Origin of the sequence: Aureimonas sp. D3 (genome assembly GCF_001463805.1) — a bacterium.
In the GTDB taxonomy this organism is placed as follows: Bacteria; Pseudomonadota; Alphaproteobacteria; order Rhizobiales; family Rhizobiaceae; genus Aureimonas; species Aureimonas ureilytica_A.
The window spans coordinates 1-18,401 of the sequence record NZ_BBWM01000038.1 but is presented as its reverse complement, the minus strand read 5'-3'; the positions used below and the strand labels follow the sequence as shown (position 1 = coordinate 18,401).

18 protein-coding genes are annotated in these 18,401 nt (G+C 66.5%); 10 read left to right on the top strand and 8 right to left on the bottom strand.

The features are described 5' to 3' along the window. Positions 1 to 79 precede the first annotated feature (79 nt). Positions 80 to 646, top strand: coding sequence for a DDE-type integrase/transposase/recombinase (locus AUL36_RS24995; RefSeq protein WP_082655792.1), 567 nt, complete (start codon positions 80 to 82; stop codon positions 644 to 646). Positions 647 to 765: 119 nt separating this feature from the next. On the opposite strand, the gene AUL36_RS12100 is transcribed toward AUL36_RS24995, so the two are convergent. Next, the gene (locus AUL36_RS12100) at positions 766 to 2,838 is read right to left on the bottom strand and encodes a HAMP domain-containing methyl-accepting chemotaxis protein (RefSeq protein WP_062221009.1); all 2,073 of its coding nucleotides are present in this window, start codon (positions 2,836 to 2,838) and stop codon (positions 766 to 768) included. Positions 2,839 to 3,042: 204 nt separating this feature from the next. After that, positions 3,043 to 3,300 carry a hypothetical protein gene (locus AUL36_RS12095; RefSeq protein WP_062221006.1) on the bottom strand — a complete coding sequence of 86 codons (258 nt, stop codon included), beginning with the start codon at positions 3,298 to 3,300 and terminating at the stop codon, positions 3,043 to 3,045. A gap of 403 nt (positions 3,301 to 3,703) precedes the next feature. Between AUL36_RS12095 and AUL36_RS12090 the strand changes: the two genes are divergently transcribed. Then, a complete protein-coding gene (locus tag AUL36_RS12090) occupies positions 3,704 to 4,918 on the top strand; it encodes a methyl-accepting chemotaxis protein (RefSeq protein WP_062221003.1) in 1,215 nt (404 codons plus the stop codon). A gap of 293 nt (positions 4,919 to 5,211) precedes the next feature. Then, the gene (locus tag AUL36_RS12085) at positions 5,212 to 6,744 is read left to right on the top strand and encodes a sensor domain-containing diguanylate cyclase (RefSeq protein ID WP_062221000.1); all 1,533 of its coding nucleotides are present in this window, start codon (positions 5,212 to 5,214) and stop codon (positions 6,742 to 6,744) included. A gap of 367 nt (positions 6,745 to 7,111) precedes the next feature. Here AUL36_RS12085 and AUL36_RS12080 read toward each other — a convergent pair whose 3' ends face one another. From AUL36_RS12080 to pcaQ, 6 genes are all read right to left on the bottom strand, one after another. After that, the gene (locus AUL36_RS12080; protein WP_082640551.1) at positions 7,112 to 7,387 is read right to left on the bottom strand and encodes a hypothetical protein; all 276 of its coding nucleotides are present in this window, start codon (positions 7,385 to 7,387) and stop codon (positions 7,112 to 7,114) included. Between the two features lie 22 nt (positions 7,388 to 7,409). After that, entirely contained in the window at positions 7,410 to 7,979 is a 570-nt protein-coding gene (locus AUL36_RS12075) for a DedA family protein (protein WP_062220997.1), read from the bottom strand. 525 nt (positions 7,980 to 8,504) lie between these two features. Beyond that, the gene (locus tag AUL36_RS12070) at positions 8,505 to 8,906 is read right to left on the bottom strand and encodes a VOC family protein (protein WP_058634199.1); all 402 of its coding nucleotides are present in this window, start codon (positions 8,904 to 8,906) and stop codon (positions 8,505 to 8,507) included. Positions 8,907 to 9,216: 310 nt separating this feature from the next. Beyond that, entirely contained in the window at positions 9,217 to 10,494 is a 1,278-nt protein-coding gene (locus tag AUL36_RS12065) for an MFS transporter (protein WP_058601782.1), read from the bottom strand. A 147-nt stretch (positions 10,495 to 10,641) separates the two neighbouring features. After that, entirely contained in the window at positions 10,642 to 11,553 is a 912-nt protein-coding gene (locus tag AUL36_RS12060) for a shikimate dehydrogenase (RefSeq protein WP_082655791.1), read from the bottom strand. A gap of 105 nt (positions 11,554 to 11,658) precedes the next feature. After that, positions 11,659 to 12,582: a pca operon transcription factor PcaQ gene (gene pcaQ / locus AUL36_RS12055; RefSeq protein ID WP_062220994.1), complete on the bottom strand. Its 924-nt coding sequence runs from the start codon at positions 12,580 to 12,582 to the stop codon at positions 11,659 to 11,661. Positions 12,583 to 12,677: 95 nt separating this feature from the next. Here pcaQ and pcaDC point away from each other — a divergent pair, with 95 nt between their 5' ends. From pcaDC to AUL36_RS12020, 7 genes are all read left to right on the top strand, one after another. Next, positions 12,678 to 13,868, top strand: a complete 1,191-nt coding sequence (gene pcaDC / locus AUL36_RS12050) for a bifunctional 3-oxoadipate enol-lactonase/4-carboxymuconolactone decarboxylase PcaDC (RefSeq protein ID WP_062220991.1) — start codon at positions 12,678 to 12,680, stop codon at positions 13,866 to 13,868. After that, entirely contained in the window at positions 13,865 to 14,587 is a 723-nt protein-coding gene (gene pcaH, locus AUL36_RS12045) for a protocatechuate 3,4-dioxygenase subunit beta (protein WP_192843826.1), read from the top strand. Before pcaDC ends, pcaH begins: the two co-directional genes overlap by 4 nt. Then, positions 14,587 to 15,213 carry a protocatechuate 3,4-dioxygenase subunit alpha gene (pcaG, locus tag AUL36_RS12040; RefSeq protein ID WP_062220985.1) on the top strand — a complete coding sequence of 209 codons (627 nt, stop codon included), beginning with the start codon at positions 14,587 to 14,589 and terminating at the stop codon, positions 15,211 to 15,213. Before pcaH ends, pcaG begins: the two co-directional genes overlap by 1 nt. A gap of 4 nt (positions 15,214 to 15,217) precedes the next feature. Beyond that, the gene (locus AUL36_RS12035; RefSeq protein WP_062220982.1) at positions 15,218 to 15,952 is read left to right on the top strand and encodes a 3-oxoacid CoA-transferase subunit A; all 735 of its coding nucleotides are present in this window, start codon (positions 15,218 to 15,220) and stop codon (positions 15,950 to 15,952) included. Continuing rightward, positions 15,949 to 16,620 carry a 3-oxoacid CoA-transferase subunit B gene (locus AUL36_RS12030; protein WP_062220979.1) on the top strand — a complete coding sequence of 224 codons (672 nt, stop codon included), beginning with the start codon at positions 15,949 to 15,951 and terminating at the stop codon, positions 16,618 to 16,620. Before AUL36_RS12035 ends, AUL36_RS12030 begins: the two co-directional genes overlap by 4 nt. Before the next feature lie 2 nt (positions 16,621 to 16,622). Next, positions 16,623 to 17,825: a 3-oxoadipyl-CoA thiolase gene (pcaF, locus tag AUL36_RS12025; protein WP_062220976.1), complete on the top strand. Its 1,203-nt coding sequence runs from the start codon at positions 16,623 to 16,625 to the stop codon at positions 17,823 to 17,825. After that, on the top strand, positions 17,825 to 18,401 hold a 577-nt coding region (locus AUL36_RS12020; protein ID WP_244497112.1), incomplete at its 3' end, for a lyase family protein. The genes pcaF and AUL36_RS12020, both read left to right, overlap by 1 nt.

The window sequence follows — 18,401 nt, the reverse complement described above, 5'->3', positions numbered from 1 at the left end:
AGGCTCGTAGAGCGCTTATGAGACGGGTCCGTGCGTCTGCGCACCTTATCGCGTCCGGGGCCGCCGAAGGGCGGACGGCATGGCTACCGCCTGTTGGCAATCGGCACGGCCGTGCCCCCATCTCATGATGGGGACTGTCACGCATTCTGTGCGGGAAGCCTTGGCTTTGTCAGGGGCCGAAGCGGTTCCCGAAGGCGACAGCGAACTGCGTCTTGGCCTTGATCTGGCGGCGCGGAGGGCGGTTTCATTCCTCGGCGGGATGGTTGAGGACGAGGTATGGCCGCTTCGAAGCGGCATCGTCGTTGGGGACGTGCCTGCGTGTACCGGCAGCAGGTCTCAGCTGCAAGGGCAGCGCCTCAAAGGCGTTCGGGGCGAATGGATGTATCGCTACCGCGCGATCGGCGACGGCGGCGAGACGCTGGACTTCCACCTCTCGCAAACCCGCAGGACAAAGTCGGCCAAACAGGTCCCGATCAAGGCTGCGAACCGTTCGCCGCATCATCGGCCATGGGTAATCTCGAGCGACTGGAACCGGGCTTACCTTGAGCCGATCGGCTCTTCTTCCCCGCGCCCTTCGACATTGTGGGGCAGGTCGTCACCTGGATCAGCGATCCCAGCTTCTACCACCCTGTCGGCATCACGCTGAGGGAAACGGTGCTCGAATGCCCATGTCGATCCAACACTGCAGCTTTGTCCGCTCCCCCTTCCCGAGAGCGGCCTGATCGCTCTCGGCCCAATTACATCAGCGCAGGAGCGCCGGGTCCATCAAGCGCTCATGCGCTCGAAGCTTTGATGGTCGTCCAGCTCGAGAGCGAAGCCTGGGCCGGTTTCGGTCCGGGCCTTGGACATGGCTCTGGGGGCCGGTTTCGCGGTCGGCTTGGCTTGCGCCGATGTCACGCTGGTGTCCGCCTTTCGCTGCACGGAGCGAACATCGTCTGGCGCCGCTGCCGGCTCGGTGCGGCTGGAGGGGGCCAACCTGAAGAAGCTGGCGCTCTGTTGGAGACGGCTGGCCTCTGCCGAAAGCTGGGACGCGGTGGCTGCCATCTCGTTGGCGGCGCCCGAGTTCGATTGGGTCACTTGGTCCAGCTGCTGGATGGCCTGGTTGATCTGATCGATGCCGACCGACTGCTCGCGGCACGCGGCGGAAATCTCGGACACGAGATCGGCTGTGCGCTGGATATCCGGCACCAGCGCATCCAGCATCTGCCCGGCTTCTTCGGAGGTCAGCAGCGTCTGCGACGACAGGAGGCCGATGTCGCGAGCCGCTTCCTGGCTCCGCTCGGCGAGCTTTCGCACTTCCGAGGCCACGACCGCGAACCCCTTGCCATGGGTGCCGGCACGGGCCGCCTCGATGGCCGCGTTCAATGCCAGAAGGTCGGTCTGACGGGCGATTTCCTGAACCACCGATATTTTCTCGGCGATCGTGCGCATGGCCTCGACCGAGGCGGCAACGGCCGAGCCGGTCTTGCGAGCGCTCGTCGAGGCCTGGACGGCAATTTTCTCGGTCTGCCCGGCATTGTCGGCATTCTGCCGTACGTTCGCGGCCATCTGTTCGATCGCGGCGGAGGCTTGTTCGGAGGCGGCAGCCTGTTCGCTCGATCCCGACGACAGCTGCTCGGCGGTTGCCGCCGACTGCGACGAACCGGACGCCACTTGGCCCGACGATGATGTCACGGTCGAAGCGACTTCGCCAAGCTTGACGCTCATGGCGTTCATGGCGCGCAGGAGATCGCCGATCTCGTCCGAACTGCTGGCGGACACGCGCTGGGACACGTCGCCCTGACCGATGGCGTCGGCCAAGCCTACCGCACGCCCCAGCCCGCGCGAGATCGACAAGGCGATCCAGGTCGCGGCACTGGCGCCCAGCGTGATGCCACCTGCGATCAGGCAGAGGAGCCACAGACGCGTCGTCCGGTAGCTTCGATCGGAATCGGCGAGGAAGTTTCTCGCCTGGTCACCGGCCGCCGCGTTCAACTCGTCGAGCCGCTTCGAGGCGGCGGCCGCCATGGGGATCTGTTTCGTGTTGGCCAGATCGCTGGCTTTGGCAAGCCAGTTGTCGACGCCGATATCGGCCGCCGCGCGCATCGTCTGGAATGTTTGGGTCCAGGTCGATTGCAGGGCCTGCATGCGGGCCGTTTGCTGGGGGAGGCGTCCTGTCAGCTCGCCGATTGCCGCCTTGATCGTCCCATCGAGCTCGTTCAACCGCTGGCTGGCTTTCGCAATCTGAGCGTCGTCATCATAAGCGAGGGCTTCTGCCATCTGGATGCGCGCGTCCAGAACGAGGGTCGCAATGCGTTGGATGGCTTCCGGCGGCGACACGGTCGCGGTCGCCGAGGCAGGCACGACCGCTGCCCGCAGGTCCGCCAGCTGGCGGTTGATGTCCCCGATGGGCGCTTCGCTCCGAACAAGGCCGCTGATGGTGGCGCTCGTGTCGGCCTTCTTTCCCAATGCGAATGTCTCGTCGGAAACCGACTTGAGGTCGTGCAACAGCGGCTCGATGTCCTTGAAGGCTTCGCGCCCTTCCGGCGACATACTCCGCAAAACGTCCTTCAGGTTCGTCTCGACGTTCAACCAGTTCCGGTCATATTCCGCGCCCGTCTGCTTCAGGATTTCAGCGTCGGACGTGAAGAACGATGTCAGGATGTCTCGACGGATGGTTGCGAGGTTGGTCTGGATTTGGTTGGCGCTCTGCACCTGAACGAAGGGACGCTCCGAAAATGCCCTCAGCATATCGTTCGTGGAGGCGACCGAGGCGAGGCCGAAGTATCCGACCGCGCCTGTGACGCACAGGATCGTCCCGAAGCTCGCGGCGAGCTTCAGCTTCATATTCAGGCGCATGGCAATCGTCCGAGGTCCAGAAAATCCGATTGCCATACTGATGCGGGGATGGTTCAAATTTGCTGAACATTTTATCGTAAGCGATCTTTCAGGCTACCTTCGCCGACGGGAGCCTTTTGCTCGTCGCCACCGAGCCGTTCCGACCAAGGGCAAGCGTGCGGGCCGTTCGAGAGATCGGCGAAGCGTGAGCCGCAAAGCCCAAGCCTAAAGCTTCGAACAGGCCGGGCGATGCTTCTCCTGCACCTTCCGCGCAAGGGCGAGAAACACATTCGCCATCCCTTCGTACATCTCACCGAGCTCGATCGGGACAGTGTCCAAGGTATCCAGATCGGCTCCGATAGCCGCGGCTGCCACTTCCGTAATTTCGCAAATCTGCGAGCTGAGTGCGACCACTTGGGCCGCGCGCGACTGCGCTGCGGTCGGCTCTGGATCGGCGTGAAAGCTTTTGCATTTTGCGACCATCTTCCTCTCCGTAATCAGGGATTACAATTTGGAGACCTAAGATTACCTGAGGCTTAAAGTCAGGATGCAAACATTACGGTTTGCGAGAATGACTGAGAGACCTGTCGCAAGGCGTCGGCATGGTGCTGGCGTGCCGCCCAAGTGCTACGCTGGCACCGCGCGCCTGACATCACACTCCCTTACCCCATCTCGTTATGCTGTCACGCGCTGCGTTTCGCAGTGTCGGAGGATGATCGCAGACCCGCTCACGGCGCGGACCCATGACATTTGAACGATGTCGTTCACGTCTGGAACACCAGCCGCGACAAATGCCCCTCGTCGCCGTTCCGGTGAGACGCTAGGTGACGCCTCGCACGAGATGTTTTTGCTGTAGAATATATCTATTGCCTGAAAGTTCGCCTCTATGCGTATCACTATTAAGTCGCGTCTTGCCCTCAGCTTCGGGGCATTGCTCGTTTCCACCGCCACCATCAACGCCTTGAGCATCCACGCCCTCACGCGCGCTGGGCAAACCGGCTATGACAGCACGCAGCTCGCCTTGTTCGGCGCCATTGCCGGCGTCGTGGTTCTGGGCATCGGGCTGGCCGCCTGGATCATCCATTCCCTGAACGGCGGCCTTCGCCAACTGGCCGAGAACATGGATCGCATCGCGAGCGGGGATCTGTCTCAACGCATCGTCCATTCGCGCCAAAACGAACTCGGCGATCTCCTGACGCGCCTGTGCCAGACGCGCCTGCGGCTGTCGGGAACGGTCCATGCCGTGCAGAGCGCAGCGATTCAGGTCGCCGCCGGCTCGCAGCAGTCCTCCGCCACGGCCGCTCAACTTTCCTCCGGCTCGACCGAGCAAGCGGCGGCCTCGGAGCAAGCCTCGGCGGCCATCGAGGAGATGAGCGCCAACCTTCGCCAGACCGCCGACAACGCCGCGACGACCGAGACGATGGCAGCCCATGCCGCCAGGGATGTCGGCACGACCGAGTCCGCGGTGGTGCAATCCACCCAGGCCATGCGCGAGATTGCCGAGAAGATCGCCCTGGTGCGCGAGATCGCCCGGCAAACCGATCTTCTGGCGCTGAACGCCGCGATCGAGGCGGCCCGCGCTGGGCAACATGGCAAGGGTTTTGCGGTCGTTGCCTCCGAGGTGCGCAAGCTCGCCGAGCGGGCGCAGAAGGTGGCGTCCGAGATCGGAGACCTGTCGAGCCGAACGCTGATGGTGGCTGAGGACGCCGGCTCGCGCCTCGAACGCCTTGTTCCCGACATCCGTCGGACGGCCGAACTGGTGTCGGAGATTTCGGCGGCCTGCCGCGAGCAGTCGGTCGGCATCGAGCAGATCAACCAGGCGATTGGCCAGCTGGATCAGGTGACGCAGGCCAATGCCGGCGCCGCCAACCAAATGGCAGCGACCTCCGAACAGCTATCGGACCAGGCGGCGCGGCTGGAGGATCGCATGGCGATCTTCCGTCTCAACGACGGCGAAGCGCGGGTCATTCTGGCGGGTATCGAAGCGGGCCGTGACGGAAACGGACTTCAGGCCCTGGCGGAGGCGTTTGCGGCCGGAAAGCCGGAAATCGCGCCCTTGAAGTCTACCCCGTCAAAGCCGGCCCTGCCCATGGCTGCTTGACCCCGGCCATGGCCGAGATGGGTGGTGGCTGCCGGTCCGGTTCGAGGCGTTAGAAAGGGATAAGCGGGTGACAGAGTCTCAGCCGCCCCCGCTTCCTTGCCGCCTCGAGGGAATGCGTCGAAACTGACCCCGCTTGCTGTTCTTCACCGCCCGTCGAATTTTCGCCCGCGTCTTTACTCCGCCTTGGGGATATCCCGAAACGACATGGAGGGCTCATCCGATAGAGAGGCAACGTAAGGTTTTCCGCCCTTACCTTGCACGCATCGAATATCGAGCTTGGGAGAGCCGAATCTATGGCCCTGCCGCACCATCTCGCGCAACGTTTGCGCTCCGCCCGTACGTGGATTGCGCTCGGCATCCTCGCCCCCATCGGCATGGTGATCATGTCAGGCATGATGCTGCTCGACTTGCGTCGCGATGCCTGGACCATGGCGGACCAGACCTCGAAGAACCTGATGCAGGTCATCGAACGGGACATTGCTCGTAACGTCGAGATCATCGACCTGTCCTTACGGGCTGTCGTCGATAACCTGAAAGCGCCCGGCGTGGCCGAGAGCACGCCCGAACTCCGGCAGCTCATCCTGTTCGACCGAGCCTCGACAGCTCCCGACCTCGGCGCAATGATCGTCTTGGACGAGAACGGTGATAGCATCATCGACGCCGCGTCCGTGCCGCCGCGCAAGCTCAACAACGCCGACCGCGACTATTTCCAAGCGCATAAGGCCAACCCCAAGCTTGGACTTGTCATCAGTAAGCCGCTGATCTCCCGTCTGACAGGAGACCGCGTCGTCGTATTGAGCCGCCGCATCGACAAGCCGGATGGTTCGTTCGGCGGAATTGTTCTCGCAAGCCTGAAATTGTCCTACTTCAGCTGTCTCTTCGACCAGATCGGCCTCGGCAAGGACGGCGCGATCAACCTTTATCTGCGCGATGGCACACGTTTGATGCGCCATCCCTTCGTGGAAGAAGACATCGGCGTGAGCATCGCCGGCACGGACAACTTCGACCGGTTCGTACGCGAGCGCCGAGGGTCCTTCGTTGGCACATCCGTGCGCGATGGCGTGGAACGCCTCTATAACTTCACGCAGGTCGGCGAATGGCCGCTGGTTCTGAACGTCGCCCTCTCAACCCATGAGATCGAGGTTGCATGGGGAGTGAAAGCGCTCGTTATCGGCGGTGTCATGCTGATCCTTTGCGGGCTGACCGTGCTGCTCTCGCTGCTGTACGGCCGGGACCTGAGACGCCAAGCCGCCATGCAGGCGGAGCTGGCCGAACTGTCGCGCACCGACGATTTGACGGGACTTCCGAACCGACGTCGGTTCGAGGAGACCTTTGAGGGCCTGTGGGCGGGTGCGAAGCGGACCGGCCGGTCGTTCTCTCTCCTTGTCGTCGATGCCGATCACTTCAAGCGATACAATGACCGCTATGGGCACGCGGTCGGCGATGAGGTTCTCAAGGGGATCGCCGCCTGCCTGAAGGGCAGCGTTCATCGGCCGGATGATCTTGTTGCCCGCGTTGGCGGCGAAGAGTTCGCGATCCTCCTGGCGGAGACCGATATCGAGGGCGCCTCCCGCATCGCGGCCAAGCTTCACGAGGCCATCGCGTCATTGGCGGTTCCGTCGGCCGGCCTTGGCGCGGGCGCGGTCACTGTGAGCGTGGGGCTCGCTGTCGGACCGGCTGGCATTGCATCGCCTGACGCGCTTTACCAAAAGGCGGACGCGGCTCTCTATGCCGCGAAGGAAGGTGGACGCAATCAGACCCGGTTCGCGCCGAGGGATCGAAAGAATACGGGTGTTGTCTCCGCACTCCGCTCGGCTCATGCCTAATTGAACTTGCCCCGACCATCGGAACCCAGGCTGCTCCGCGACAACAGCCCGGGCACTCGCTCAAGTCCGCTTCCGATCACGCTGCAAACCTCTTCGTTCGGCGAGGTCGGGTCGGAACCGGACGGCCTCTTTCGAGAGATGGCGCTCGGCCTGCATCTCCCCGTGGTGGGCCAGCACATAGAGTGTGCCAAGATGGACGCTCACGGATCGCCGCGGCGATCGAAGCGGGCCGTCTGCGGACAGCTTCACTGGTGGAAAGGCCGCTGTCGGCTTCGGGACGCGATGTGCAGGTTCGCAGGGCGCTGACTTGTTCACGGCCTCGGGCGCCGAGACGGCCCTTCCACCATCCTCCCGACCTGCCGTGCTATCACGACAGAAGCGTCTCGCGTTCGCGCCGCGAGCCCGCCATGCGAGCCTTGGCGGCTGCGATGGCGGCATCCGGGGCCGAGTGGGGGGAGCCGGCATCGAAGGGGGGAGCGGGGTCGTATTCGAGCGAAAGCTGGATCGTTTCGGCCTCCTCACGGCCGAGAAGTTCGGCGACGACGGTGAGGCCGAAATCGATGCCCGAGGTCACGCCGCTGGCGGTGATGACCGACCCGTCCCGCACGACCCGTTCCGCGACCGTCGCATCGGCGCGGCGCACGAGCCCGCCTGAGGGGAGGCCCTTACAGCCCCTTCGGCATCCAGCGCCGCCGCGTCCAGACGGCGAGCGCGGCGACGAACAGAACCGCGCCGGCCAGACAGGCGAGAAGGCGATGGTGAAGGCGGAGCTGGCCGAAGGCCGCTTCGATGCCGTTGCCGAACCAGTATCCGGCCGAGACGAAGACCAGCGCCCAGGTCGCGGCGGCGAGCGCATTGATCAGCACGAAGCGCGCGGTCGAAAGCTGCGTGGTTCCGATGGCGATCGGGCTGACGGTGCGAAAGCCGTAGATGAAGCGGAAGCCGAAGGTGAAGAGGACCGGCCGCTTCTCGAAGGCGGCGAGAGCCTTGGCGAAGAAGGGACGTTGGCTCACGCGCCGCACGAAGCGCGCCTGACGGAAAAAGCGTCCGCACAGAAAGAAGATCTGGTCGGCCACGAAGGAGCCGAGGCCCACGGTGACGAGGGTCGGCCAGAAGCCGAGCGTGCCGCTATGGGCGATCACGCCCGCCAGGATCGCGACCGTCTCCCCTTCGAGGCCCGCCCCCAGGAAAATCGCGGGCAATCCATATTGGGCGACAAGGGTCTCGATCGTCATGCGTCCATCACCGGCTGGCGCGCGATCACGGCACGCAGACCCGGCAAGCCGCGCCGACCCAAAGGGTTCCATTGGGGGGTATGATGGATGGAGGGAGACCGTGAGGGACGCCTCGCCCCGCCTCGGCTGGCGGAGGGACCGGGCACGGAGCCACCCGTCTGCCTTCCGCTGACATGGGGAAAGACGCCGGAGCCCACGGAACCGGGGACGGAACCCTTCGGGTCGGTCCGCCAGTGCTTTTCGGTCCGCCTGCGCTTTCGCCCAGTCGGCATCGTTGGCGATGCTCGGGCTTCGCGCGGCATCGGCGCTACCCCCATGCGAGCCACAAGTCTCGCCTGTCCTCACAGACTGCCCCGCGCAAACGCCCCCGATGAACAAGCGAACGGGGGGCGGCGCAAGGGGATGGAGGGACGATCGTTGGGCGATGCCGGAACGGATGCGCCGTGCCCAGCCCGGATGGTTCGGGACAGGAGGCGCGTGTTTCGGCGGGGACGTGCTTGCCGCACGGCCCCGCGGAATGCCCGATCAGTTGCCGTCGGTGAATGTATAGGCGCAGATCTTGTTGCCGGCGGGATCGCGCAGATAGGCGGCATAGGCGCCGGGAAGATGCCCGCGCGGACCGGGCGCGCCTTCGTCTGTGCCGCCCGCACCCAGCCCGGCGCTGTGGAAGGCGTCCACCTCGGCGGTGGTCTTTGCCGCGAAGCCGATCGTCACGCCGTTGCTGGTGGGGGCACTGCCATTGCCGGGCTTGGCGACGATGAAGGCCGGCTTGTCCCGCCCATAGAGCACCCAGCCGTTGCCGAAGGGTCCGAGATTGTTGACGCCGAGCGCGCCCAGCGCGGCGTCGTAGAACGCGGCCGAGGTCGCGACATCGGTTGCGCCGATCATCACATGAGAAAAGACGTCATTTCCCGAGATCACTGCCATCGCTTTTTCTCCCATTCGGAACGCGGCCGCGCAGACGCGCCGTGCCCCTGTGAACCCATTCCGGCGTCATAAGGCCGGGCGCTCGATCCACCGCCCTTCAGCGGAGGGCGGATCGATGCGCGACTGTGACCCTGGTTCGCGCCGGGAGACAGCACGGACCCGCCATGGAAAGGCGATGAATGCGTCATGGGGCGAAGAGAGTGGCGAGGGCTGGCCGGAGCTTCGGGAGGCGAGCGCGCGTGACGGCCGGCCCGCCGCAGCCTCGTCCGCCCGCCGATACCCGGCGGACGCGCGTCGTCATCGGGCCGTGTCAGCGGGCGCGGGGGCCGAGCAGATGCAGCGGGGTGCGATAGGTTTCGCGCGCCGTGAAGGCCGAGATCGCCGCGATCACCGAGGTGATGGTGACGAAGATGGCCACGGGATGCCAGCCGGTCGGCCCCGTGCCCTGGATGGCGGCGGCGATGGTGGGCGCGAAGCCGCCGAGTGCGAAGCCGATCTGCGTGCCGATCGCCATGCCCGACAGGCGCACCCGCGTGTCGAACATCTCGCCATAGAGCGAGGGCCAGACGCCGTTGGCCGCCGAATAGACGACGCCCAGAAGCAGGATGCCGAAGACGAACATCAAGGTGACGTCGCCCGAGGAGACCGCCCAGAACATCGGCCAGACGGTGGCGGCCGAGCCGAGCGCGCCGAAGATGAAGACGGGGCGGCGGCCGATCCGGTCGGCCAGGATGGCCCAGAGCGGAATGGCGGCGAGCGCCACGAGATTGGCCGAGATCAGGACGAGCAGCGTGGTCGCCTGCGGAATCTTCGCCTCGCGCACGGCATAGGCCAGAACGTAGTTCGCGCCGATCGTGCTGACCACCGAAACGAGCGCGGCGAAGACGACGCGCAGGACATCACGCCATTGCTCGCGGAACAGTGTGACGACGGGCGCGCGCTCCGTCTTGTTCTCCTCGCTCTCGAAGGCCGGGGTTTCGGGCAGGGTGCGGCGAACCCAGAAGCCGACCGCAACGACGAGGGCGCTCAGAAAGAACGGGACGCGCCAGCCCCAGGAGAGAAGCTGGTCTTCCGGCAGGGCGGTGATCGGCAGGAACACCAGATTGGCGAGGATCAGCCCGGCCTGCGTGCCCGACAGGGTGAAGCTGGAGAAGAAGGCGCGCCGATGCGCCGGCGCGTGTTCCAGCGTCATGGAATTGGCGCCCGCCTGCTCGCCGGCGGCCGAGATGCCCTGCAGCAGGCGCGCCACGACCAGCATGGCCGGAGCCCAGATGCCGGCCTGCGCATAGGTCGGCAGGCAGCCGATGATGAAGGTCGAGAAGCCCATGAGGAGCAGCGTGAAGGTCAGAACCTTCTTGCGGCCGAACTTGTCGCCGACATGGCCGAGCACGACCGCGCCGATCGGGCGCGTGATATAGGCGACGCCGAAGGTCGCAAAGGACAGCATCAGCGCCGCCTGCGGGTTCTCCGATGAGAAAAAGAGCTTGGGAAAGATCAGGGACGCGGCCGCGCCGTAGATGAAGAAGTCGTAGTATTCGACGGCGCTGCCGATCCAGCTCGCGAGCGCCGCCTTGCGGGGGGCCTGCATCTCGTGCGGATGCGCCCCGGCCGTGGCCGATCGCGCCGAGCTTGATCGCACCGAGCTTGCCTCAGATGTCATGGTTGTTCCTCCTCTCGGTGGTGTGTCGGACCCGGCCCGTGGCTCTCCCAGCCTGACGGGGCGCGGGGCGTGATGTCAGCTGGCGCTGGTCATCTCGGTGAAGTGGCGGCGCATCCGCTCGGCGTCGGGGTCAAGGCCGGTGAAGAGCCGGAAGGCTTCCACGGCCTGGAACACCGCCATGCCGCCGCCGTCGAGCGTTTGGCAGCCGAGCGCGCGCGCCCTGCGCAGAAGCTCGGTTTCGAGCGGGAAATAGACGATTTCCGCGACCCAAAGGCCGGAATGCAGCCACTCGGCGGGCAGCGGCAGGCCGGGCAGCTTGTCCATGCCGGTGGGCGTGCAATGGGTGAGGCCGGTGGCAGCGGCGAGATCGGCCTGAAGATCACCGGCCGCGCGGGCGCGGCCCGCGCCGAAGCGCTCGCAGAGCGAAGCGGCGAGGTCTTGCGCGCGGCTGGGCTCCACATCGGAGAGGATCAGCTCGCCCGTGCCCAGCGTCAGCAACGCATGGGCCACCGCCGCGCCCGCGCCGCCCGCGCCCAGCTGCACCACGCGCGTCATCTGCGCGCCGGGCAGGCCGCGCCGGAAGCCTTCGGCAAAGCCCCACCAGTCGGTGTTGTGGCCGATGCGGCGGCCCTCGCGAAGCACCACCGTGTTCACCGCGCCGAGCGCGCGCGCGTCGTCCGACAATTCGTCGAGATGCGCGATCACGGCCTGTTTGGCGGGATAGGTGATGTTGAGCCCGGCAAAGCCCATGCGCTCGGCGGCCGTCAAAAGCTCGGGCAGCGCTTCGACGCCGAGGCCAAGCGGCGTCAGGTCGATCTTCTGATACAGGACGCGCAACCCTTGCGCATCGCCCTCGCGCTCGTGCATCGCCGGGGTGAGCGAGCGCTGAATGCCCGCGCCGATCAGGCCGGCGAGAACCGAACGCCCGCGCTCTGGCCCGACGTCCTGCGTGTTCGCGTGTGACCGCTCCTGCACCAGCAGAGCCATCCGCGCCTCCCAAATGTCTCGAAAAAAGCCACGCTCCCACGGGCATGGTGCAAAATTTGTACGAACTGGTACGTTCGTGTCAAGAGCCGACGAATGAAATGCCGTTCAGCTTTCGCCCCGGATCGTCGCGGCCACCGCGCGCAGCTCCTCCAGAAGGATCGCGGCGGAGGGCGAGGGGGCGATGCCGGCGCGCAGCGTAATGCCGACCGGCCCCTGCGTTTCCCGCGTTCCGAGGGCGAGGCGCTTGAGGGTGCCGGCGGTGAGGTCGTCCAGGACGACCCCTTCCGAAATCGCCCAGATCGCATCGCTGGTCTGGACATAGGTGCGCGAGAAGGCGAGCGACACGGTTTCGATCACGCGCGGCGGCGCGGGCAGGTTGGCGGCGGTGAAGAGCCGGTCGAGCACCGGGTGGATCACCGATCCGGGCGGGGGCAGGAGGCATTCATAGGCCGCGAGATCGCCGGGCTCGAACGGCTTGTCCGCCAGCGGGTGGCCGGCGCGCACCACGAAGACGATCGGCTCGGAATAGAGATGCTCGAAGACGAAGCCGGTCATCGCGTCGGGCTCGCCCATGCGCCCGATCACGATGTCGAGCCCGCCCTCGCGCAGCTGGCCGGCGAGATAGTCGTTCGGCCCGGTGACGATGCGCGGCACCGCGCCGAGCCCGTGCGTCATGTAGCGCCGGATCGCCTCGGGCAGGAGGCGCGCCGACACGGTCGGCAGCGCGCCGACGCGCACGGGCAGGGCGCTGGGCGAGGCCGCGCCCTCCACCTCTTCGACGCCGCGCCGCAGCGCCGCGAGGCTGGCTTCCGCATGGCGCAGGAACAATTCGCCATAGGGCGAAAGGAACGCCTCGCCCCGCGAGCGCGACAGAAGATCGACGCCCAGGATCGCCTCCAGCTCCTTGATGGTCTTGGACACGGCCGGCTGCGTCACGGCCAGTTCGGACGCCGCGCGCATCACGCCGCCCTGCCGCGCGACGGAGACGAAGGTTCGGAGATGTCGCAGGCGAACGGCGGAGAGGGACATGGCATAACCTCTGAGTTATCGCTGTGGCAGCAATGATTATTTTACATAAGCGATCAAGCGTCCTAGCTCTCACGTCATGTCTGGGGAGGACACAGATGGCCTTCATCACCGCCAATGGCATCGCGATCCACGCCGAGGTCGAGGGGCGCGCGGGCGCGCCGCGCCTGGTGTTCTTGAACTCGCTGGGGTCGGATCGCCGCATCTGGGGCGAGACGGTCGCGCGGCTCGCCTCACGGTTTCAAATCCTGACCTTCGACCAGCGGGGCCACGGCCTGTCCGAGACCGGGGCCGAGCCCATCACCATCCCGCTCCTGGCGGGTGACGTGACCGCGCTTCTGGACGCGCTCGGCTGGAGCCGCGTCTCGCTGGTCGGCCTCTCGATCGGCGGTCTGATCGCGCAGCACCTCGCCATTCATAACCCCGAGCGTGTCGAGCGGCTCGTGCTTCTGGATACGGCGGCGCGCATCGGCTCGGTGGACTCGTGGAACGCGCGCATCGGCGCGGTGCGCGGCGAGGGGCTCAAGTCCATTTCGGAAACTGTCCTGCGCGGCTGGGTGTCGGAGGGCTTTCCCGCCGCGCAGCCGGCCCGCTTCGCGGCGTGGCGGCGCATGTTCGAGGCGACGCCGGCGGAGGGTTATGTCGGGGCCTGCGAGGCGCTGCGCGAGGCCGATTACACCGATCTCGTCGCCACCATCCGCGCGCCGACGCTGGCTCTGGCGGGAGACGGTGACCGCGCCACGACGCCCGACCTCGTGCGCGCCACGGCCGAGCGCATTCCCGGCGCGCGTTTCGAGGTGATCGCGGGTGCTGGACATCTGCCCTGTCTGGAGCGGCCCGAGGACCTTGCGGCGCTCATCGCCGCCCATGTCATGCCGAGCGAGGACGGGCAGACGAGCCGCTTCGAGGCGGGCATGAGCGTGCGCCGCGCCGTCTTGGGCGAGGCGCATGTGAACCGCGCGACGGCCGCCATCACGCCCTTCGACGCCCCCTTCCAGCGCTTCATCACGGAAGGGGCCTGGGGCTCGGTCTGGGCGCGCAGCCATTTCACGCGGCGCGAGCGGTCCATCGTCACCATCGCGCTTCTGGCCGCGTTGGGGCAGGATGATGAGGTCGCCATGCATGTGCGCGCCACCGCCAACACGGGCGCGAGCTCGGAGGATGTGGCCGAGGCGCTCCTGCATGTCGCCGTCTATGCCGGCGTGCCGGCGGCCAATCACGCGATCAAGATCGCCAAGACGACATTCACCGAGATGACATGGACCGAGCGGGAGGGCGCGGCACGATGAGCGGTTCCTATTTTCAGCGCGACCGGGACTGGCATCCGCCGGCCCTGACGCCGGGCTACAAGACCTCGATCCTGCGCAGCCCGCGCAACGCGCCTCTCTCCCTGCCGACGACGCATTCGGAGGAAACCGGGCCGGTCTTCGGGCACGATCTCATCGGCGCGCTCGACAACGACCTGATCCGCAATTTCAGCCGCGACGGCGGCGAGGCCATCGGCCAGCGCATCGTGGTCTATGGCCGCGTGCTCGACGAGAACGCCCGCCCCGTGCCCGGCGCGCTGGTGGAGTTCTGGCAGGCCAATGCCGGCGGGCGCTACCGCCACAAGAAGGAAAGCTATCTCGCGGCGATCGACCCGAATTTCGGCGGCTGCGGGCGCGCGATCACGGACGCGGAGGGGCGCTATTCCTTCCGCACGGTGAAGCCCGGCGCTTATCCCTGGCCGAATGGCGTCAACGACTGGCGGCCGGCCCATATCCATTTCTCGGTGTTCGGCCACGCCTTCGCGCAGCGCCTGATCACGCAGATGTATTTCGAGGGCGATCCGATGATCTGGCAATGCCCGATCGTCAAGACGATCCCCGACCGGGCCGCGATCGAACAGCTCGTCGCCGCGCTCGACCGCAATGCCACGATCCCGATGGACAGTCTGGCCTATAAGTTCGACATCGTGCTGCGCGGCCGCCGCTCCACCATGTTCGAAAACCGGATGGAGGGGAACTGATGGCCCAGCGCCTCGACTACCTCAAAGAGTCGCCCTCGCAGACGGCCGGACCTTACGTCCATATCGGCACCAACCCGAACTGGGTGGAGATCACGGGCGTCTGGAAAGACGATCTCGGCCTCGTCATCGTCGGGCCGGACACGAAGGGCGAGCGTGTCATTCTGGAGGGTCAGGTGACGGACGGCGCGGGCTCGCCGGTGCGCGACGCGCTGATCGAGATCTGGCAGGCGGACGCAGAGGGCTTCCACAATTCGCCCGCCGAGACACGTGGCAAGGCCGACCCCGCCTTTGCCGGCTGGGCGCGCCAGCCCTTGTCGGAGAAAGACGGCACATTCCGCTTCGAGACGATCCGGCCCGGCCGCGTGCCCTATCCCGACGGCCGGCTTCAAGCCCCGCATGTCACGGTCTGGATCGTCGCGCGCGGCATCAATCTCGGCCTCCACACGCGGCTCTATTTCGGCGACGAGGTAGAGGCCAACGCGGCCGATCCGCTCTTGAACCGCATTCCCGAACCAGCCCGGCGCGCGACCCTGATCGCGCCGCGCACGGAGAGGGACGGGCTGCCCGTCTTCCGCTTCGACATCCGCCTTCAGGGCGAGAACGAAACCGTCTTCCTGGATATGTGATCTCATGGACAAGAGCCTTTCCAGCCTCACCGAGGCCGTCTCCGGCATCGAGGACGGGGCCACCGTCATGATCGGCGGCTTCGGCGGCTCGGGCGCGCCGATCGAGCTGATCCACGCGCTGATCGACCGCTTTCTGACGACGGGTTCGCCGAAGAATCTCACCATCGTCAACAACAATGCCGGCAACGGCCATGTGGGTCTGGCCGCACTGATCGAGCAGGGCATGGTCGCCAAGCTCATCTGCTCCTTCCCCCGCTCGGCCGACCCGCGCGTCTTCACGGAGAAATATCTCGCCGGCGAGATCGAGCTGGAGCTGGTGCCGCAGGGCACGCTCGCCGAGCGCATCCGGGCCGGCGGCGCGGGCATTCCCGCCTTCTACACGCCGACGAGCTACGGGACGGATCTGGCCAAGGGCAAGCCGGTGGAGGAGTTCGACGGCCGCCCCTACGTGCGCGAGCGCTGGCTGAAGGCGGATGTCGCGCTGATCAAGGCGCATAAGGGCGACCGGCTGGGCAACCTCACCTTCAACAAGGCGGCGCGCAACTTCAACCCGCTGATGGCCATGGCTGCGAGCGTCACGATCGTTCAGGTGTCTGAGATCGTCGAGCCCGGCGCGATCAACCCCGAAAGCGTGGTGACGCCCGGCATCTTCGTGCAAGGGCTGGTCGAGGTCGCGAGCCCCGCGCAGGAAGAAGAGCTGAACCGCGCGAACGCAGTCTACCCTACGAGGGCGGCATGAGCACCAAACTCACCTCCACCCAGATCGCCTGGCGCGCCGCGCAGGACATTGCCGACGGGGCCTATGTCAATCTCGGCATCGGCTTTCCCGAGATGGTGGCGAAGTTCCAGCCGCCGGGCCGCGAGGCGATCTTCCACACCGAGAACGGCATTCTGGGCTTCGGCGAAACCCCGAAAGCGGGCGAGGAAGACTGGGACCTGATCAATGCCGGCAAGAAGGCCGTCACGCTCAAGCCCGGCACGGCCTTCTTCCACCATGCGGATAGTTTCGCCATGGTGCGCGGCGGGCATCTGGATGTCGCGATCCTCGGTGCCTACGAAGTCGCCGAAACCGGCGATCTCGCCAATTGGTCGACCGGGCCGAAGGGCGTGCCGGCGGTGGGCGGGGCGATGGATCTGGTGCATGGGGCGAAACGCGTCGCCGTCATCACCGAGCATGTCACCAAGGACGGCAAGCCCAAGCTTGTGAAGCGCTGCTCGCTGCCGCTGACGGGCGTCGGTTGCGTCACGCGCATCTATACGAGCCTTGCCGTGATCGACATCGAGAACGGGCATTTCGTTCTGCGCGAGAAGCTGCCTTCGCTCTCTCTGGGCGAGCTTCAGACCCTGACCGGCGCGGAGCTTCATCGGAGCGGCCCCGTCCTCGACCTCATCGTGCCGGAGCTTTGACCATGCGCGACGCCTTTCTCTGCGCCTATCTGCGCACGCCCATCGGCCGCTTCGGCGGGGCGCTCTCGTCGGTGCGGGCCGACGATCTCGGCGCGGTGCCGCTCAAAGCCCTGATGGAGCGGCACGCCTCGCTCGATTGGGCCGCGGTGGACGACGTGATCTTCGGCTGCGCCAATCAGGCGGGCGAGGACAATCGCAATGTCGCACGCATGAGCCTCTTGCTGGCGGGCCTGCCCGAGAGCGTGCCGGGCACCACGATCAACCGGCTCTGCGGCTCGGGCATGGACGCGGTGATCCAAGCCGCGCGCGCGGTGAAGTCCGGCGAGGCCGAGCTGATCGTGGCAGGCGGCGTGGAATCGATGAGCCGCGCGCCCTTTGTCATGCCGAAGGCCGAAACCGCCTTTTCGCGCCACGCGGAAATTCACGACACGACCATCGGCTGGCGCTTCGTCAACCCGCTCATGAAAGCGCAATACGGCGTGGATTCCATGCCGGAGACCGGCGAGAACGTCGCCGAAGACTTCCAGATCAGCCGGGAGGATCAGGACGCCTTCGCCGTGCGCTCGCAGAACAAGGCGGCGGAAGCGCAGGCCAATGGGCGTCTCGCCAAGGAAATCGTGCCGGTGACGATCCCGCAGCGCAAGGGCGATCCGAAAGTCGTGGAGGCCGACGAGCACCCGCGCGCCACCACGGTCGAGACGCTGGCGAAGCTCCCGACGCCCTTCCGCAAGGGCGGCACGGTGACGGCCGGCAACGCGTCCGGCGTCAACGATGGCGCGGCCGCGCTGATCGTCGCCTCGGAAGAGGCCGCCAAGCGCCATGGCCTCACGCCCATCGCGCGCATCCTCGGCGGCGCGGCGGCGGGCGTGGCCCCGCGCATCATGGGCTTCGGCCCCGCGCCGGCCTCGAAAAAGCTCATGGCGCGGCTGGGGCTCACGGCAGGCGATTTCGACGTGATCGAACTCAACGAAGCTTTCGCATCCCAAGGCCTCGCCACCTTGCGCGATCTGGGCATTGCCGATGACGACGCGCGCGTGAACCCGAACGGCGGCGCCATCGCGCTCGGCCATCCGCTGGGCATGTCGGGCGCGCGCATCACCGGCACCGCGGCGCTGGAACTTCAGCTGACGGGGAAGCGTCGCGCGCTGGCCACGATGTGCATCGGCGTCGGCCAGGGCATCGCGATCGCGCTGGAGCGGGTGTGATGCCCGCCCGCGCCTCGCTGGCCGCCTCGCTGATCGAGGACGCGGAGATTTCGGCGCTCTTCGGCGCGGAGGCGGAAGTGGCTGCTATCCTGCGCTTCGAGGCGGCGCTGGCTCGGGCGGAGTCTGACATCGGCGCCCTGTCGGAGGCCGCCGCCGAGACGATCGAAGACGCGATCAAGTCTTTCGCGCCCGATCTCGCCGCGATCGGCCAAGGCATGGTGCGGGACGGCGTGCCCATTCCCGTTCTGGTGAAGGCGCTGCGGGCGGCCATGGGCGAGCCCTATGGCGCTTTCGTTCATCGCGGCGCGACCAGCCAGGACGCCGTCGACACGGGCCTGATGCTGCGCATGAAGACGCTGCTCGGCCTCCTCGGCGGCCGGCTGGATACCATCCTCGCGGCGCTCCAAACCCTCGCGGATACGCAAGGTGCGACCCCGCTGATGGCGCAGACGCGCATGCAGGCCGCGCTCCCCTTCACCGCCGCCGACAAGCTCGCCACCTGGGCGCGCCCGCTCGCGGAGCATCGCGACCGCCTCGCCGCGCTCGGGGCAGCCCTGCCGATCCAGCTCGGGGGGC

What these genes read in the sequence shown, in the direction of transcription:
- AUL36_RS24995 (WP_082655792.1), top strand. Translation starts at nt 80, where the DNA reads ATGGCTACCGCCTGTTGGCAATCGGCACGGCCGTGCCCCCATCTCATG.
- AUL36_RS12100 (WP_062221009.1), bottom strand. Translation starts at nt 2,838, where the DNA reads ATGCGCCTGAATATGAAGCTGAAGCTCGCCGCGAGCTTCGGGACGATC.
- AUL36_RS12095 (WP_062221006.1), bottom strand. Translation starts at nt 3,300, where the DNA reads ATGGTCGCAAAATGCAAAAGCTTTCACGCCGATCCAGAGCCGACCGCA.
- AUL36_RS12090 (WP_062221003.1), top strand. Translation starts at nt 3,704, where the DNA reads ATGCGTATCACTATTAAGTCGCGTCTTGCCCTCAGCTTCGGGGCATTG.
- AUL36_RS12085 (WP_062221000.1), top strand. Translation starts at nt 5,212, where the DNA reads ATGGCCCTGCCGCACCATCTCGCGCAACGTTTGCGCTCCGCCCGTACG.
- AUL36_RS12075 (WP_062220997.1), bottom strand. Translation starts at nt 7,979, where the DNA reads ATGACGATCGAGACCCTTGTCGCCCAATATGGATTGCCCGCGATTTTC.
- AUL36_RS12070 (WP_058634199.1), bottom strand. Translation starts at nt 8,906, where the DNA reads ATGGCAGTGATCTCGGGAAATGACGTCTTTTCTCATGTGATGATCGGC.
- AUL36_RS12065 (WP_058601782.1), bottom strand. Translation starts at nt 10,494, where the DNA reads ATGCAGGCCCCCCGCAAGGCGGCGCTCGCGAGCTGGATCGGCAGCGCC.
- AUL36_RS12060 (WP_082655791.1), bottom strand. Translation starts at nt 11,553, where the DNA reads ATGGCTCTGCTGGTGCAGGAGCGGTCACACGCGAACACGCAGGACGTC.
- pcaQ (WP_062220994.1), bottom strand. Translation starts at nt 12,582, where the DNA reads ATGTCCCTCTCCGCCGTTCGCCTGCGACATCTCCGAACCTTCGTCTCC.
- pcaDC (WP_062220991.1), top strand. Translation starts at nt 12,678, where the DNA reads ATGGCCTTCATCACCGCCAATGGCATCGCGATCCACGCCGAGGTCGAG.
- pcaH (WP_192843826.1), top strand. Translation starts at nt 13,865, where the DNA reads ATGAGCGGTTCCTATTTTCAGCGCGACCGGGACTGGCATCCGCCGGCC.
- pcaG (WP_062220985.1), top strand. Translation starts at nt 14,587, where the DNA reads ATGGCCCAGCGCCTCGACTACCTCAAAGAGTCGCCCTCGCAGACGGCC.
- AUL36_RS12035 (WP_062220982.1), top strand. Translation starts at nt 15,218, where the DNA reads ATGGACAAGAGCCTTTCCAGCCTCACCGAGGCCGTCTCCGGCATCGAG.
- AUL36_RS12030 (WP_062220979.1), top strand. Translation starts at nt 15,949, where the DNA reads ATGAGCACCAAACTCACCTCCACCCAGATCGCCTGGCGCGCCGCGCAG.
- pcaF (WP_062220976.1), top strand. Translation starts at nt 16,623, where the DNA reads ATGCGCGACGCCTTTCTCTGCGCCTATCTGCGCACGCCCATCGGCCGC.